6 protein-coding genes are annotated in these 17,052 nt (G+C 70.5%); 5 read left to right on the plus strand and 1 reads right to left on the minus strand.

The window, feature by feature from the left end; translation table 11 throughout:
• The first annotated feature begins 59 nt into the window (after positions 1 to 59).
• Entirely contained in the window at positions 60 to 1,841 is a 1,782-nt protein-coding gene (ggt, locus tag H6693_07830) for a gamma-glutamyltransferase (GenBank protein MCB9516088.1), read from the plus strand.
• Positions 1,842 to 1,985: 144 nt separating this feature from the next.
• Positions 1,986 to 5,012, plus strand: a complete 3,027-nt coding sequence (locus tag H6693_07835; protein MCB9516089.1) for a S8 family serine peptidase — start codon at positions 1,986 to 1,988, stop codon at positions 5,010 to 5,012.
• Between the two features lie 66 nt (positions 5,013 to 5,078).
• Here the strand turns inward: H6693_07835 and ade are convergent, their stop codons facing one another.
• On the minus strand, positions 5,079 to 6,791 hold the full coding sequence (ade, locus tag H6693_07840) for an adenine deaminase (protein MCB9516090.1): 1,713 nt from the start codon (positions 6,789 to 6,791) through the stop codon (positions 5,079 to 5,081).
• Positions 6,792 to 6,878: 87 nt separating this feature from the next.
• Between ade and H6693_07845 the strand changes: the two genes are divergently transcribed.
• From H6693_07845 to H6693_07855, 3 genes are all read left to right on the plus strand, one after another.
• Positions 6,879 to 8,291 carry an aminotransferase class V-fold PLP-dependent enzyme gene (locus tag H6693_07845; protein MCB9516091.1) on the plus strand — a complete coding sequence of 471 codons (1,413 nt, stop codon included), beginning with the start codon at positions 6,879 to 6,881 and terminating at the stop codon, positions 8,289 to 8,291.
• 302 nt (positions 8,292 to 8,593) lie between these two features.
• The gene (locus H6693_07850) at positions 8,594 to 12,499 is read left to right on the plus strand and encodes a hypothetical protein (GenBank protein ID MCB9516092.1); all 3,906 of its coding nucleotides are present in this window, start codon (positions 8,594 to 8,596) and stop codon (positions 12,497 to 12,499) included.
• A gap of 85 nt (positions 12,500 to 12,584) precedes the next feature.
• Positions 12,585 to 17,012 carry a hypothetical protein gene (locus tag H6693_07855; protein MCB9516093.1) on the plus strand — a complete coding sequence of 1,476 codons (4,428 nt, stop codon included), beginning with the start codon at positions 12,585 to 12,587 and terminating at the stop codon, positions 17,010 to 17,012.
• The last annotated feature ends 40 nt before the right edge of the window (positions 17,013 to 17,052 follow it).

A 17,052-nucleotide genomic window follows, 5' to 3' on the forward strand; every position in this document is an offset into this window, starting at 1 on the left:
GCTCCGGCGATGCCGCTCCGCTAGACTGGGGCGGAACCGACCCCAGCCCTGGAGCATCCATGACCCTGGCCACCGCCTTCGCCCTAGCCGCCGCCCTCTGGACCGGCGGCGACACGCCCCCCGACAGCCTGCAGGTCATCCGCACCCTTCCGGCCGCGGACAAAGCGGCGTTGACCACCGACACGGCCATGGTCGCGGCCGCCCACCCCCTGGCCAGCGAGGCCGGCCGCCGCGCCCTGGCCGCCGGCGGCAACTTCGCCGACGCGGCCGTGGCCGTGCAGGCCATGCTCGCCGTGGTGGAGCCCGAGAGCAGCGGCCCCGGCGGCGGCTGCTTCCTGCTCTTCCACGACATGGCCACCGACAGCCTCTACGCCATCGACGGCCGCGAGGAGGCCCCCGCCTGGTTCCGCGCGAGCATGTTCGTCAACGAGCATGGCCAGCCCGTGGACGACATCATGACCGGCGGCATGCCGGTGGGCGTCCCCGGCACGCTGGCGGCGATGGCGCTCCTGCACCAGGACTTCGGCCGGCTGCCCTTCGCGGAACTCATGGAAGCGGCCATCGCCGTGGCCGACACGGGCTTTCCCGTGCCGCCGGACATGGCCCGGGGCATCGTCAGCGAGGCCGACCGCCTCGCCCGCTTCGACGCCAGCGTGGACCTCTACTTCCACCCCGACGGCACGCCCTATCGCGAGGGTGAGACCTTCCGCAACCCCGACCTCGCCAAGACGCTGCGCCTCTGGGCCGACGACCCCGCCGCCCAGTTCTTCTACCGCGGCGAGCTGGGCCTCGCCATGTCCGGCGTCGTCGGGAGCAACAGCTTCCGCAAGGGCCGGCTCCGCATCAGCGACCTCGCCAACTACAAGGCGCTCTATCGCGAGCCCATCCTCGGCAGCTTCCGCGGCCACACGCTCGCGGTGATGCCCCCGCCCACCAGCGGCGGCATTGCCCTGCTCGAGATGCTCGGGCTCTACGCCACACAGCCGAAGCTTGGCGGCGACCCGCACGACGCCGCCACGCTGATCCCCCACCTGGACCGCCTCGCCCGCGCCTCGCGCACCGCCTACGCCGATCGCGACAGGTGGCTCGGCGACCCGGACTGGAGCCCCGAGATCCCCATGCGCGCGCTCTGCAGCCCCGAGTGGGTGGCCTCTCGCGCGCCCGCGGCCTTCGCGCCCGACGCGGATCTCACCCTGGCCGCAGACCCCGGCGACCTGGCGCGGCACACGACGCACTTCTCGATCGTCGACGCAGACGGCAGCATGCTCGCCTGCACCAGCACCATCGAGACGATCTTCGGCTGCGCCCAGGTGGTGCCAGGCTACGGCTTCCCGCTCAACAACGAGCTGACCGACTTCAACTGGATCGCCGCCGAGGACGACCCCGCCCCCAACGATCCCCAGACCGGCCGCACGACCCGCGCCAGCAGCCTCAACTACCCGCAGAGCCAGGGCGGCAAGCGTCCGCGCAGCAGCATGTGCCCGGTGATCGTCTACGGCGCGGACGGCCGCCCGGCCATGGCGCTGGGCTCGCCCGGCGGCTCGCGGATCATCGGCACCGTCGCCGACGTGCTGCTCGGCGTACTCGAGTTCGACCTCGACCTGCAGGACGCGGTGGACTTCCCCCGCCTGCACTGCCGCAACCAGCCGGTGGAGCTGGAGACCTTCGGCTGGAATCGCGACGTCGTCGCCGACTCGCTCGCCGCGCGCGGCTGGACCGTGGCGCCGCTCGCCTACTGGCCGCTGCTGCAGGGCGACGTCAACGCCGTGCGCGTGCTGAAGGACGGCAGGCGACAGGGCGTCAGCGATCCGCGACACGACGGCGGCCCGGCGGGGTACTGATCGGCGACATCGCCCTGTCGCCGACCGTTTACATAATGTTTTCTCCTTGAGTCCGCGCGACCGGCGTGTCAGTACGGAGGTGATGCCACACTCCCATGCTGCCGGATCGCTCGTGCGTCTCGTCTGAACTCAAGGAGGAAGATCATGCGAAGTCACTGCAGAGCGAGACTGCTTACACTGCCCATCGCGCTGGTCCTGCTGCTGCTCGGAGTGCTTTCCGCCTGGGCGGCGGACATCACGCCTGCGCTCCAGACCCGGTTGCTCGAACGCGCCGACGACGATGCCGTCAGCGTGCTCGCGATAATGAGCGACCAGGCCGACCTTCAGGGCCTCGACCGCCATCTCCGCCAGACCGAGGCAACGCGCGCGGAGCGGCACGAGGCGGTGGTCAAGGCGCTTCAAGCGTCGGCGTCGAGCCAGGCGGATCTGCTGCGCGCGCTCGAAGACGGGATCGCCCGCGGCAGCGTGGGCGGCTACACGAGCTACTGGATCACCAATGCGGTGGTGATCGAGGCGACGAAGGCCGAGGTCATCGCGCTGAGCGGGCGCGCGGACATCGCCAGCCTCGATCTCAACTTCCAGCCGGAGCTCATCGAGCCTTCCCTCGAGCCCATGCTTGACAACGGGCTCAACGACCGCGACACGATCGAGCACAACATCGAGACCACCCGGGCGGACGAGGTCTGGAACACCTTCGGCGTCACCGGGGCGGGAGCGCTCGTGGCCAATCTCGACACGGGCGTCATGGGCACGCACCCCTACCTGGACGAGAAGTGGCGCGGCTACGGCGGCGCGCACCCGGCCAGCGAGTGCTGGCTGGACCTGCTGCAGAACCCTTCGTCCACGCCCGAGGACTGCAACTCGGACTACGGCCACGGCACCGTCACCATGGGGCTGATGGTGGGTCAGTCGGGCACGCACTACATCGGCATGGCGCCCGACGCGCAGTGGATCGCCTGCCAGGGCATCGGGTCGAGCTACTGCCCCGGCTACCAGTACAGCTTCGACAACACGATCCTCGCCGCCTACCAGTGGTTCGCGGATCCGGACGGCAACCCCGCCACGGTGGACGACGTCCCCGACGTCGTGAACAACTCCTGGCGCCTGACCCTGGACTGCTATCAGGCTTGGTCAGGAGCGATCTACGGCGCCGAGTACGCCGGCGTGGTCACCATCTGGGGCGCGGGCAACGAGGGCTTCGCCAACAACGTGCCCGTGTGGAACTCGGTCGGCTCTCCCGCCGAGATCCCCTACACGCAGACCAGCATGTTCGCGGTCGGCGCGGTGAAGACCTGGATCGACGAGTGGAACGACGGCATCTTCCCCCACCCGATCTGGGTGCAGTGGGCCGCGCCCCAGCAGGGCTCGAGCCGCGGGCCCAGCAACTGCAGCTGGGCCAGCGGCGGGCTGGAGATCAAGCCCGAGGTGGTGGCGCCAGGCGCGGGGATGGTGTCGAGCAAGGCCAACGGCGGCGTCGGCTGGGCGGGCTCGGGCACGTCGCTGGCGTCCCCGCACGCCGCCGGCGTGATCGCGCTCATGCGCAGCGCGAACCCGGACATCCTCGTGGACACGGCGCGGCAGATCATCATCGATACGGCGCGCGACGAGGGAGATCCCGTGGGTGAGGACAACACCTACGGCTATGGCTTCATCGACGCCTACGAGGCCGTCCGGCTGGCGAAGCCGCTTCCTGGACCTTCGCTGAACAGCCCGGCCAATCACGCCGTCTTCTTCGCCCCGACGAACGTCACCTTGAGCTGGGCGCCCCTCACGGACGCCATGGCCTACCACGTCCAGATCTCGCGCAACGCGGCGTTCACCGATCTCGTCTACAACTGGAGCAACTGGACCACGTCCTACACCTTCACCGATCCGGACGACGGCCTCTACTACTGGCGTGTTCGCGCCTACAACGACTACAACATCGCCGGCGAGTGGTCGCTGGTCCGGGACTTCAGCGTGATCACCATCGTCTCCTGCCCGGTGCTGTTCAGCCACGACGGCAACGGCTACCGGGAGGAGAACCCGCTGCTGACGGCCTGCGAGGCGTCGAACTACCAGGACGACGTGGAGGACTACTACCTCGTCGAGCACGCCAGCCCCGACGGCGCGGGCACGCTGCGCTTCGAGCTGCGCGAGCTCGAGGACGAGATCACCCGTCTTCAGGGACTCGAGCTGCTGGTCGTGGATGCCGAGGCCGGCGCGCAGGTCTCCTGCAGCGTCGACGGCCGCGTGTCCAGCTATCGCGCCACGGTGTCCCCGCTCTCCGCGGTGGATCACCAGGGCAGCGACGTGCTCGCGGCCCTCGCGGAGGCGGATGGCAGGCGCGTCCACTACGAGGGGCCCGGCAGCATCACGCTGCAGTTCGCGGCGGAAGGATCGGCGCTCGGCTTCAACTTCACCGGCGACCGCAAGCCGGACTGTCCGATCGAGCGCGGCGAGGACGGGCCCGTCATCGTCACCCAGGATCTTCGCGTCGAGCAGCTCGACGCCAACGGCAACTGGGTTGATCTGGGCCAGCTGCCGACGCGGGAGCACCTGACTCAGGAAACCGTGCTGCTCGCCCCCGTGGACGGACAGCTGACGGTTCGGCTGAGCTGGAAGCACAACTACGAGGCGGATCAGGTCATCGGCTTCGTGCCCACGGAGCGGGCGCCGCGTGTCGCTGCGCTCGCGGTGGACGCAGCGAACTTCCGCCCCGTGGACAGCGCCCGGGCGCGGGCGTGGAGTCAGGTCAGCGCCGAGCGTCCGCTGCTGCTGCTCAAGGGCGACGTCCTCGCGTTCAGCTTCGCCGACGCCACGCGGCCGGCGGAGGGCTGGGAGCGTCACTACGTGCTGCACGCCGCGGGCCGCTACGCCCCGGATCCCGACGCCGAGAAGCGCGCGAGCGCCTTCGGCAGTTCGCTCGGGGACAACTTCCCGAACCCCTTCAACCCCTCGACCACCATCAGCTACCAGCTGCCGTCCGCGCAGCGGGTGACGCTGGCCGTCTACGACGAGTCCGGCCGCCTGGTCCGCTCCCTCGTGAGCGCCACGCAGGCCGCGGGCCCGCACGAGGTGGTCTGGGATGGCCGCGACAACCGCGGCAGCAAGGTGAGCAGCGGCATCTACTTCTACCGTCTCGGCACCGACAACCAGGTGCTTTCGCGCAAGATGACGCTGGTCAAGTAAACCGCTCCGCTTCGCGGGCAAGGGGAGGAGCGTCGGCTCCTCCCCTTTCTTCACAGTCCAGCCGCGTCAGAACTGAAGCGCCACCGCCTCGAAGCGCTCCACGTCCACCAGGCCCAGATCCGTGAGCTTGAGCTTGGGGATCACCGGCAGCGCCATGAAGCTCAGCGTCATGAAGGGCTCGGGCAGCGTGCAGCCGAGTGCGCGGGCGGCCTCGGCGAGCGCGGCCAGGCCCTCGGCGGTCTCCTCGATGGGCGCGTCGCTCATCAGTCCCCCCACGGGCAGGGGCAGCGCCGCGAGCAGCTGGCCCGACCCGTCCACGGCCAGCTTGCCGCCGCCGAGCTTCCGCATCGCCGCCACGGCCGCCTCCATGGCGGCGTCCGACGCCCCCAGCACGATCAGGTTGTGCGAGTCGTGCGCCACGGTGCTGGCCAGCGCGCCGCGCGCGAGCCCGAAGCCGCGCACGAAGCCCAGGCCCACGTTGCCCGTGCCGCGGTGCCGTTCGATCACCGCCAGCTTCAGCAGGTCGCCGGCCGGGTCGGCAACCAGCTCGCCGCCCTCGCGCCGCGGCGACTCCAGCGCTTCGCCGGTGAGGAGCTGATCCCCCTGGGCGACGATCACGCGCACCCGCTCGCCGCCCCGGTCCGGGATCGCGAAGGGGTGCGCGGCCACCGCGCCCAGGTTCATGCCGCCCGGCGGCGGCTTGGGACCCGCGGCCGGTTCGCGCAGCAGCGCGCCGTCCTCGGCCACGAGCCGCCCGGCGTGGTAGACGCGCCGCGCGCGGAAGCCCTTCAGATCGTCCAGGAGCACCAGGTCCGCGAGGCGGCCGGGCGCGATCGCGCCGCGATCGCCGAAGCCGAAGTGGTCGGCGGCGTTCAGCGTGGCCATCTGCAGGGCGGTCATGGCGTCGAGGCCTTCGGCCACGCAGCGGCGCAGGAGATGGTCGACGTGGCCTTCATGCAACAGGTCGCTGGGGGTGCGGTCGTCGCTGCAGAGCAGCCAGCGGCGGCTGTTGGCGGGCGTGACGCCCCGCAGCAGCGCGGCCAGGTTGCGCGCGCTGGAACCCTCGCGGATCATCACCACCATGCCGAGGGCCAGCTTGGCCTTGGCCTCCGCGAGCGTGGTGCACTCGTGGTCGGTCTGGATGCCGGCGGCAGCATAGGCCGCCAGGTCGCGGCCGGCGAGTCCGGGCGCGTGGCCGTCCACGGGGCGGCCCTCGGCGGCGGCGAGCTTGGCCAGGACCTCGGGGTCACGGTGGATCACGCCGGGGAAGTTCATCATCTCGGCAAGGCCGAGGATGCCGTCCTCCTCCAGCAGCTTGCGCACCCCCGACGCGCCGATCGATGCTCCGGCCGTCTCGAGATGCGTGGCCGGCACACAGCTCGGCGCCATGACCTCGAGGCGCAGGGGCAGGCCCCAGGCGGCCTGGAGCATCCAGCGCACGCCGGCCGCGCCGTGGACGTTCGCGATCTCGTGGGGATCCACCACCGCCGTGCCCGTGCCGCGCGGCACCACCGCCCGCGCGAACTGCCGCGGCGTGGCCATGCTGCTCTCCACGTGGATGTGCGCGTCGATGAAGGCCGGCGCCAGCACGCCCCTCAGCGCGTGGGTCTCGCGGCCCTCGTAGCCCTCGCCCAGGGCGGCGATGCGGCCGTCCACGATGGCCACGTCGGCGGCCTCGACCCTGCCCGAGAGCACGTTGGCCACGCGCGCGCCGCGCAGGACCAGGTCGGCGGGTTCGTCCCCGCGGGCCACCGCGATGCGGCGGGCGAGGTGATCCATGCTTTCCCCTTTCAATTCAGGCGGACGCTGACTAGAATCCACCCATCGAGGCTAATCCCACGCCCCCCAAAGGACAAGAGTGTGCCGATGAATCCCGTCGAACAGCGCGAACTGGAGGCCACCCTGCCGCCCATCCTGGGCTCGACCCATCCGGTGCCCCTGCTCGACGGCCGCACGGTGGACGGCATCTACTTCGACAACGCCGCCTCCACCAAGCCCTTCGCCGAGGTGAGCGAGTTCGTCAAGTCCATCGAGCCCTACTACTCGAACATCCACCGCGGGACGGGCTTCGACTCGATCTACTGCACGCACCTCTACGAGGAGGCGCGCAAGATCATCCTCGCCTTCGTGGGCGGCAAGCCCGGCAAGCAGATCGTGATCCCGGTGCGCAACACGACCGAGGGGCTCAACCTGCTGGCCATGACCGTGGACTTCGACCGCGAGCGCGACGTGGTCATCACCAGCATCCTCGAGCACCACAGCAACGACCTGCCCTGGCGCGGCAAGGCCAAGGTCGAGTACCTGCCCGCCGACGCCGGCGGCCAGCTCGATCTGGACTACCTGGAGTCGCTGCTGGTGAAGCACGCCGGTGCGGTGAAGCTGGTGTCGGTGACCGGCGCGAGCAACGTGGTGGGCACCGTGACGCCCATCCATGCCATCGCCCGGCTGGCGCACGCGCACGGCGCGGAGATCTGCGTCGACGCGGCGCAGCTGCTCCCCCACCGCCGGGTGAACATGCTGCCCGAGGACGACCCCGGCCACCTGGACTACCTCGTCTTCAGCGCACACAAGCTGAATTCGCCCTACGGCGAGGGCGCGGTGATCGGCGACTACAGCCACTTCCAGGCGGCGGCGCCCTACCTGCAGGGCGGCGGGACGGTCTACTCGGTCGGTCTCGATCACGTGATCTGGGCGGATCCGCCGGACAAGCAGGAGGCCGGCACGCCGAACATCTTCGGCATGCTGGCCATGGCCAAGGCGCTGCAGATCATGGACCGCTTCGGCATGGACCGCCTCGTGGCCCACGAGCGGCACCTGACGAAGCGGCTGCTGGAGGGCATCCGCGAGATTCCGCGCATCGCCGTCTACGGCATGAACGACCCGGACGACCTGGACGAGCGCCTCGGCGTGGTGAGCTTCACCGTCGCCGGGCTGCACCACGCGCTGGTGGCGGCCATCCTCAGCTACGAGGGCGGCATCTGCGTGCGCAACGGCTGCTTCTGCGCGCACCCGTTGATCAAGCACCTCCTCAACGTGACGCCCGAGCAGGAGGCGGACTTCGAGGCCGCGATCCGGGCGGGCGACCGCAGCGCAGTACCCGGCGCCGTGCGCGCGAGCATCGGACTGCACAACCGGCTCTGGGAAGTGGACCACCTGCTCGAGCAGCTGCGCGTGATCGCCGACGAGAAGTGGCAGGGCGACTACGAGCTGGACAGCCGCAGCGGGGAGTTCCGCCCCCGCGGCTACCGCTTCGACTTCGGCGGGCTGCCGCGCTTCTAGCCGGGGCGCACCCCATCAACTGAAACATTGTGGCGGGGAAACGTCGTTAACCCGTCGCGCGAGGCCGCGTCGTTTCGTGGCGCGGCCCATCGCAACCCGTTGTCTCCCATTTCATTGCGCGGCCCCCTTCCGGCTATTTGGACTATCAGTTGTAGACTGTCACGCACATGAGACAGCGCGCTGTCGCCCATATTGTAAATGTGTCTCGGATCGGTTACACTCGACGCGTCGAGCCCCGGCCGGCCCTGCGCGGCGTGGGTGGGCGTCGACACCGCCGTGAACATCCGCATCGGGGGGTCACCATGTTCGAGCGCATGCGCGCCTCGGTCGTCCTCGTCCTCAGCCTCCTCCTCCTCACCCTCAGCCTGTCGAGCCACGCCGCCGTGATCACGGTGCCGGGCGACTACGTCACGGTCCAGGAGGCCGTGGACGCGGCCGCGCCGGGCGACACCGTGGACGTCGCCGCCGGCAGCTACGAGGAGCAGGTGGTGATCGCCAAGGATCTGCTGCTCCGCGGCGCGGGCGCCGGCAGCACGGTGCTGCTCTCCCCCGTCAGCCTGACGGCCTTCTTCAACTCCGGCAGCGACGACAACTACCCCGTCCTCTATATCCACGACGCCACCGTGCAGGTGGCCGGCCTCACCATCGACGGCGCCGGCCGCGGCAACGGCAACAGCCGCTTCATGGGCGTCGCGTTCTGGAACGCCGGCGGTAGCGTGGCGGCCGCGGCCATCACCGGCGTGCGCGAGACGCCCTTCAGCGGCGCGCAGCACGGCCTCGGGCTCTACGCGGGCAACGACAGCGGCGGGCCCTACAGCCTGACCCTCAGCGACCTCACGGTGGACGACTATCAGAAGAACGGCGTCACCCTGACCGGCGCGGGCCTCGGCGTCGCGCTCAGCAACGTGAGCTGCGCGGGCGCCGGCGTGACCAACGTCATCGCCCAGAACGGCATCGAAATCGCCGACGGCGCCGGCGGCACGCTCACGGGCTGCAGCGTGAGCGGGCACCACTGGGATGGGGCGAGCTGGACGTCCACGGGCCTGCTGCTCGTCGCCGCCGCTCCCACCACCGTCACGGGCCTGGACGCCAGCGTGGACCAGGTCTGCGTCTACGCCTACGACAGCGACCTGAGCCTGGACGCCAGCACCATCCTGCACACGGGCGCCGATCCCGCCTACGACGGCATCACCGCCTGGAACAGCACCGAGTTCTCCAAGCGCGGCGGCCCGCGGGTGCAGCCGTCGCCGCTGAGCGCGCTCACGCCGGCCGGCGGCCGCGCGCTCATGACCGTCGCGGTGACGAACAGCACGATCACCGGCCAGAACCGCCCCGGCGCCTGGGGCGTGGACGCCTACGTGGAAGAGGACGCGCTCGACCTGGACGTCCACGGCTGCACGATCACCGGCTTCGAGACGGGCTGCTGGCTCGAGGAGGCCGGCGGAGCGCTCGACGCCGACTGCACGGACAACCGCATCAGCGGGAACGACGTCGGCGGCATGTGGTCCAACGCCACGAGCCCCGTCGACGCGCGCCAGGTCTGGTGGGGCAGCCATCTCGGCCCCTACCACGCGGCCAACAACCCCGACGGCCTCGGCGACGCGGTGGAGGGCAACGTGCTCTTCACGCCCTGGCTGGGCATGGGCACGCTCGGCCCGCTCCCGGCCAGCAGCGGCCCCATCAACTGCAGCGGCAGCGTGACCCTGGCCTTCCACTACGCCCCCGACGCCGACACGCCGGCGCTGCGCGGCTACGAGATCACCGTCGACTCCGACTTCCGCCTGGGCTTCGGCGAGGCGGACATCGTCGAGGGCGGCGCGCTGGCTTCGGTGGGCGACCCCACCTTCTTCGACATCGTGGACAACCTGGACGGCACCTTCACCGTCTCCGGCGCGATCCTCGGCGCCACCGGCGGCCTCACCGACCCCGGCGACCTCTTCAGCGTCACCTTCCACGGCCAGGCCACGGGCCAGGGCGTGGTGACGATCCCGCACTACAAGCTGCGCGACCTGATGAACGCCGACATCTACGCCACGCTGGCCGACGCCACCGTGGACGTGGACTGCACGCCGCCCGACGTGCCCGCGCTTTTCGCCGAGCCCGGCTACACGCAGGGCACCGAGAACACGCTGGACTGGTCGGACCAGAGCGCGAGCGGCGCGGTCGAGTACCTCGTGCAGCGCGCCACCGACGCGGGCTTCGGCACGGGCCTCGCCGACAGCGGCTGGATCCCCGGTCTCAGCTTCACCTTCACGGGCCTCGCCGACGCCCAGCTCTACCACTACCGCGTGCGGACCCGCGACGCGCTGGCCAACGAGTCCAACTGGTCGGCGGCGGAGTCGTCCACCCAGGACGACACCAAGCCAGTCAGCAGCGCCGGCCCGCTCTCGACCTACCAGGGCGCGCTGAGCTTCAACGTCCCCTACACCGCCTCGGATGCGACCAGCGGCCTCGCCCAGGTCGAGCTCTTCGTGGACGTGGACGGCGGCGGCTACGCCTCGGCGGGCGTCTACACCGCGAGCCCCATCGCCTTCACGGCGGGCGGCGACGGCGTGTACAGCTTCTACACCGTGGCCGCGGACAACGTCGGCAACGTGGAGGACACGCCCGGCGGCGCGGATACCAGCACCACCGTGGACACCACCGCGCCGGCGGGGACCTTCGTCATCAACAGCGGCCTGGCCTTCACGAACAACCTCGCCGTCAACCTGAACAACGCGATCACCGACGCCCACCCGCCCCTCGAGATGCGCTTCAGCAACGACGACGTCACCTACAGCGCCTGGGAGCCCTACCAGAGCTCGAAGGCCTGGACGCTGGCCGCCGGCGGCGACGGTCCCCGCGTGGTCTACGCGCAGTTCCGCGACGTGGTGGGCAACGTCTTCCCGACGCAGGATCAGATCGTCTACGACGCCACCGCGCCCGGCCCGGCGGCGGGCCTGAGCGTGCTGCGCGGCCATCAGCAGGTGGAGCTGACCTGGACCGACCCCGGCGACGGCGACCTGGAGGGCGTCGAGATCTACCGCGGCATGTGGCACGACGCCGCGAACGCCTCCGCCTACCCGGAGTACGACGACCTTCCCGACGACGTCCTGCCCACCCGCCCGGCGAGCCGCGCCGCCGCCGTGGCCAGCCCCGAGTGGGTGCTGGCGGGCAGCGTGTCCGCCGGCGTGGGAACCTTCGTCGACGCCTGGGCGCCCCGCGGCTACTACTACTATGAGGTGTTCCCGCGCGACGCGGCCTTCAACTTCGGCCCGCCGCTGGCCCAGAACGCCGGCCCCGTGGCGAACTACTGGCTCGGCGACATCGCCGACGCGGGCACGGGCGACGGCTTCTACGACGGCCTGGTCAACCTCACCGACATCACCGTCATGGGCGCGAGCTTCGGCGTCTGCGAAGGCGACGGCGCCTACAACAACGAGGCGGACATCGGTCCCACCGACAGCGGCCTGCCCGACGGCATCCCCGTCACCGACAGCTGCGTGGACTTCGAGGACCTCATCCTCTTCGCCATCAACTACGGCCAGGTGGCGCCGCTCAGCGCGCCGCCGGCGCTCGCCGAGACGGTCCAGCTCAGCTGGTATCGCCTCGATGACGGGATCTGGGGCCTCGGCCTCCTCGCCCCCAACCACGCGCTCAAGGGCATCCGCCTGAGCGCGGCGTTGCCGGACGGGGTCGTCCCCCGGATCGAAGCGGGGGCGGCGCTCGCCGCGCAGGGCCCCAGCTTCTTCGCGAACATCGATGCCAACGGCATCGACGTGAGCCTCGTGATCCTCGGTACGGATCGCGCGTTTGCCGCCGACGGCGAACTCCTGCGCGTGATCCTGCCGGCGGGCGTCGAGCCCGGAGCGGTCTCCATCGATGCGCGTTCGCTCGCGAACACGCCGCTGGAGCTCGCGCTGGATGACGAGGTGATTCCCGACCTGCCTCAGTCCTATCGCCTGGGCCAGAACTTCCCGAACCCCTTCAACCCGAAGACGCGGATCGACTTTGATCTGCCGTCGCCCCAGCCGACGCGGGTGGCGATCTTCGGCGCCGACGGACGTCTCGTCCAGGTCCTCCTGGATCGGGCCATGCCGGCGGGCTACCACTCCGTGATCTGGGACGGGCGCGACGCCAACGGGGGGCAGGTCGCATCGGGGGTCTACTTCTTCCGCGTGCAGGCTGGGCCGCTCGACGAGACCCGCAAGATGCTGCTGCTGAAGTAGCGCCTCCAAGGCCCCGGGCCGCTCGACGGTCCGGGGCCTTCTGCTTTCGATCGCAACAACAACTCAAGCGTGGGGGGGAACACGGATGACACGACGCGTAGCGGTGGCCTTGGCCATCCTGGTCCTGGGCGCGCTGCCGGCACTGGCGGCCACCATCACGGTACCGGGTGATCAGCCCACGATTCAGGACGCCATCACGGCGGCCAGCGCCGGCGACATCATCGCGGTGGATGCGGGCACCTACCAGGAGCAACTCTACATCGACAAGACCGTCGACCTGGTGGGCGCTGGCGCGGGCGTGTGCACGATCGAGGCGCCGGACGCCGTCGATCGCAGCACCTACACCGTGACCCAGTGGAACGGCGCCGTGCGGACCGTCGACGCGGTCGTCGGCGTCAACGGCGCGGGGACGGTGAACATCTCCGGCTTCACCGTGGACGGGCGCGACACCGGCCCCGACAACTTCTACGGCATCCACTACTTCGACACGAGCGGCGCGATCACCGCCTGCACCGTCAGCGGCATCACCTACCCCGCCGCGCCGGGCGCCCAGCGCGTGGTCAGCATCGTGGCCGCGCACAGCGACGGCACGCCGATCGTCGTCGACGTGAGCGGCAACCAGCTCCCGGACTTCCAGAAGGGCGGCATCCTGGTGATGGGCCCCGACTGCAGCTTCACCGTGAACGGCAACACCGTGATGGACGTGGCGACGGGCGACATCGCCGGCAACGGCATCCAGCTCGCCTACGGCGCCAGCGGCAGCACCGCGGGCAACGTGGTGCAGGGCGTCGGCTACACGGGCTCGAGCTGGGCCGGCACGGGCATCCTGCTCTTCGAAAGCGGCGACGTCAGCATGGACGGCGACGAGGTCTTCGATTGCCAGAGCGGCGTCAACTACTCCGACTGGCGCTGGGTCTACAGCCATCCGGTGCCCGTCAACATCCAGATGGACAGCCTGAACCTGCACGACAACGAGTGGTCGCTGGGCGCGCAGCTCAGCGGCGACGAGAGCGACCTCAACATCGACATCACCGGCTGCACGATCACGGGCAGCGCGGCCGACGGCCTCGACCTCTTCGGCACCGACGCCTGGACCGGCTACTACACCGGCTGGCAGAACGGCGATCTCGTGGCGACCGTCACCGACTGCGTGATCTCCGGCACGGCCGCCGGCTACGACGGCCTCTGGACCGGCGACTTCTCCGGCAACACGAACAACGCCAGCGTGACCGTGCGGAACACGTCCTTCGTGGACAACGGCAATTCGGGGATCAACAACGACTTCCCCACCGCCGCCGTCGACGCGCGCGAGTGCTTCTGGAACAGCGCGACCGGCCCCGTGGACGGCGGCCCCGCGCCCCTGCTGCCGCGCGCCACGCGCCCGCGGGTCGCGCCCATCGGCGTGGACCTGCCGCGGAACGCGCCGGTCGTCGAGGTGCTGGCGGAAGCCGGCGACCGCGCGGCGGAGACCTTCTTCGGCAGCGTCATGGTCTCGCCCTTCCTCGCCCTGCCTCCGGGGACGACCCCGATGACCTGGGGCGTCGCGCCGGGCGCGACCATCCAGGCCGCGATCGACGCGGCCGCGCCGCTGGACGTCATCGACGTGGCGGCCGGCACCTATCCCGAGCAGCTGCACATCACCACCGACGATCTCACCATCACGGGCGCGGGCGCCGGCCTCACGATCGTGCAGGCCTTCGCCGGCATGCCGGCCTTCTTCACCACCGGCGCCTACGACAACTACCCGCTTGTCTTCGTCGACGGCGCCACGGGCGCAGCGCTCAGCGCGCTGACCCTCGACGGCGCCGGCCTCGGCAACAGCAACAACCGCTTCGTCGGCCTCGGCTTCTGGAACGGCGGCGGCTCGCTGAGCGACGCCGAAGTGCTCAACGTCATGGACACGCCGTTCAGCGGCACGCAGCACGGCGTGGGCGTCTACTCGGCCAACGACACCGGCGGCCCCTACACGATCGCCCTGAGCAACGTCCAGGTGCTGGACTTCCAGAAGACCGGCGTTGCGCTCACCGGCGCGGGACTCACGGTGGACCTCGATGACGTCACCACGGTGGGTCAGGGGCCCACGAACGTCACCGCGCAGAACGGCATCCAGATCAGCGGCGGCGCTGGCGGCACGGTGGACAACTGCGCCATCAGCGACATCGCCTGGACCGGCGGCACCTGGACGGCCACGGGCTTCCTGCTCGATGGCGCCGCGACGGTGACCGCCAGCGGCGTCGACATCGACAACTGCCAGACCAGCGTCTACTGGATCGACACCGACGGCAGCTACGGCGACGCCACGATCTCGAACCCCATCGGCGACGCCTACTACGCGTACAGCACGGCGCCCGACCGCGCGAGCGGCCAGGTGAAGGTGCTGCCGCAGCCGGTGGAAGGCCTGGACTTCGCGAGCGGCGACCGGGCCAGCGTGACGGCGACCGTGAGCAACTGCGTCGTCACGGGCACGGGCCTGACCGACAGCTGGGGCGTGAGCGCGTTCAGCGATCTGGACGGTCCCATCGACTTCACGGTGACGGGCTGCACGATCACGAACTGGGACTGGGGCGTCGTGGTCTACGATTTCGACGCCACGCTCGACCCGGTGATCACGTCGCAGATCCACGGCAACACGATCAGCGGCAACACCAGCTACGGCGCCTTCGCCTACACGGCCAACGCGCAGGACGCCACCGACAACTGGTGGGGCGCCGCCTCCGGCCCCTACCATCCCACGCTCAATCCTCTCGGCCTCGGCAACGCCGTGAGCGACAACGTGGCCTTCGAGCCCTACGCCGGCCAGGTGGTCTTCGGGATCGCGGCCAGCGACAACGGCCCGATGAACTGCAGTGAGTCGAGCGCGCTGACCTTCAGCTACACGCCCGACGCGCTCACGCCGGCCATGCGGGGCTACTCGCTGCGCATTCCGATCACCGCGGCCGCGACCTTCGACAGCACCAGCTTCGTCCCCAACCCGGCGCTCTATCCCACGGGCCCGGGCAGCGCTCCCAGCTTCTTCGACGTGAGCCTGGCCCCCGGCGGCACGGCTTACACGGTCGACTACAGCATCCTGGGCACGACGCCGGGCATCCTCGCTCCGGTGAACCTGTTCACGCTCACCGTGGACGGCGCCACCGACGGCACGGCGGTCATCGGCGCGGACTCCTGCTCCGTGCGCGACCTGAGCAACCAGCCCATCGGCGCGGACTGCTCGGCCAGCCAGAGCATCGTGGTGGACTGCACGTCGCCGGCCTCGGTGACGGGCATCACCGCCGCCCCCGGCCACCAGAAGGTCGAGCTGAGCTGGACCAACCCCGGTGACGCCGACCTGGCGGGCACGGAGATCTGGCGCGCGCTGTCCCACGACGCGGGCCTCGCCTCGACCTATCCCGAATACGGGAGCGAGGCGGGGAACATCGAGCCCACGCGTCCCGCGGACCGCGACGGCGCGGACGCCAGCGCCGAGTGGACGCTGGTCCACACCGCTCTGGCCGGCGAGACGAGCTGGACCGATCCCGTCGCCGACCGCGGCATCTACTACTACGAGCTCTTCGCGGTGGACACGGCGAGCAACATCGGCCCGCTGGCCCCGGCCAACGACCGCGCCACGAACTACTGGCTCGGCGACGTGAACCCCACCGTCACCGGCGACGGCGACGTGGACCTGGTGGACATCACCGTGCTCGGCGCCGCCTACGGCACGGCCTCCGGCGGGCTCGGCTACGACAACACCTGCGACGTCGGCCCCACGGACAGCGCCCTCGGCGACGGCATCCCGCTGCCCGACAACCTGGTCGGCTTCGAGGACCTGATGATCTTCGCGCAGAACTACGACAACGTCGCACCGCGGCCCGTGCAGGGCAGCGACATCGCGCTGCTCAGCTGGTTCCGGCAGGAGGACGGCGCCTGGGCGCTCGCCCTCACCGAGCCCTGCGCGAACCTGAAGGCCCTGCGCCTCAGCACCAGCCTGCCGGACGGCGTGTCGGCCACGGTGAGCGAAGGTAGCCTGCTCGGCCAGCAGGCGGGTCCCGTCTTCCTGCGCCAGCTGGACGGCGAGTCGCTCGACGTCAGCCTCGCGCTCATGGGACGTGGCCTCGCCGTCGCGGGACGGGGCGTGCTGTTCACGGTGCGCCTGGAGGGCGACGCGCAGCCGGTCGACCTGGAGCTGACCGTGCGCGACACCCGGAACGCCGCTCTCGACTTCACGCTGAGCGACACCTCGGTGGCCGAGCTGCCGTCGAGCTACCGCCTGGTGGGCAACTTCCCGAACCCGTTCAACCCGAAGACCAGCATCGCCTTCGATCTGCCCGAGGCGCAGTTCGTGTCGCTGTCGGTCTTCAGCGCCGACGGGCGCCTCATCCGCACCCTCGTGGACCGGCGAATGGACGCGGGACATCAGGTGGTCACCTGGGCGGGCCGTGACGCGAACGGCGCCCCGGTGGCCTCGGGCATCTACTTCGCGCGCATCGAGGCGGGTCCGCTCGCGGCGACCCACAAGATGCTGCTGATGAAGTAGGGCGGATCGCGCTATACTTGTACGCAGGGGGGCTCCGGCC

The organism is Candidatus Latescibacterota bacterium (assembly GCA_020633725.1).
Lineage (GTDB): Bacteria > Krumholzibacteriota > Krumholzibacteriia > JACNKJ01 > JACNKJ01 > VGXI01.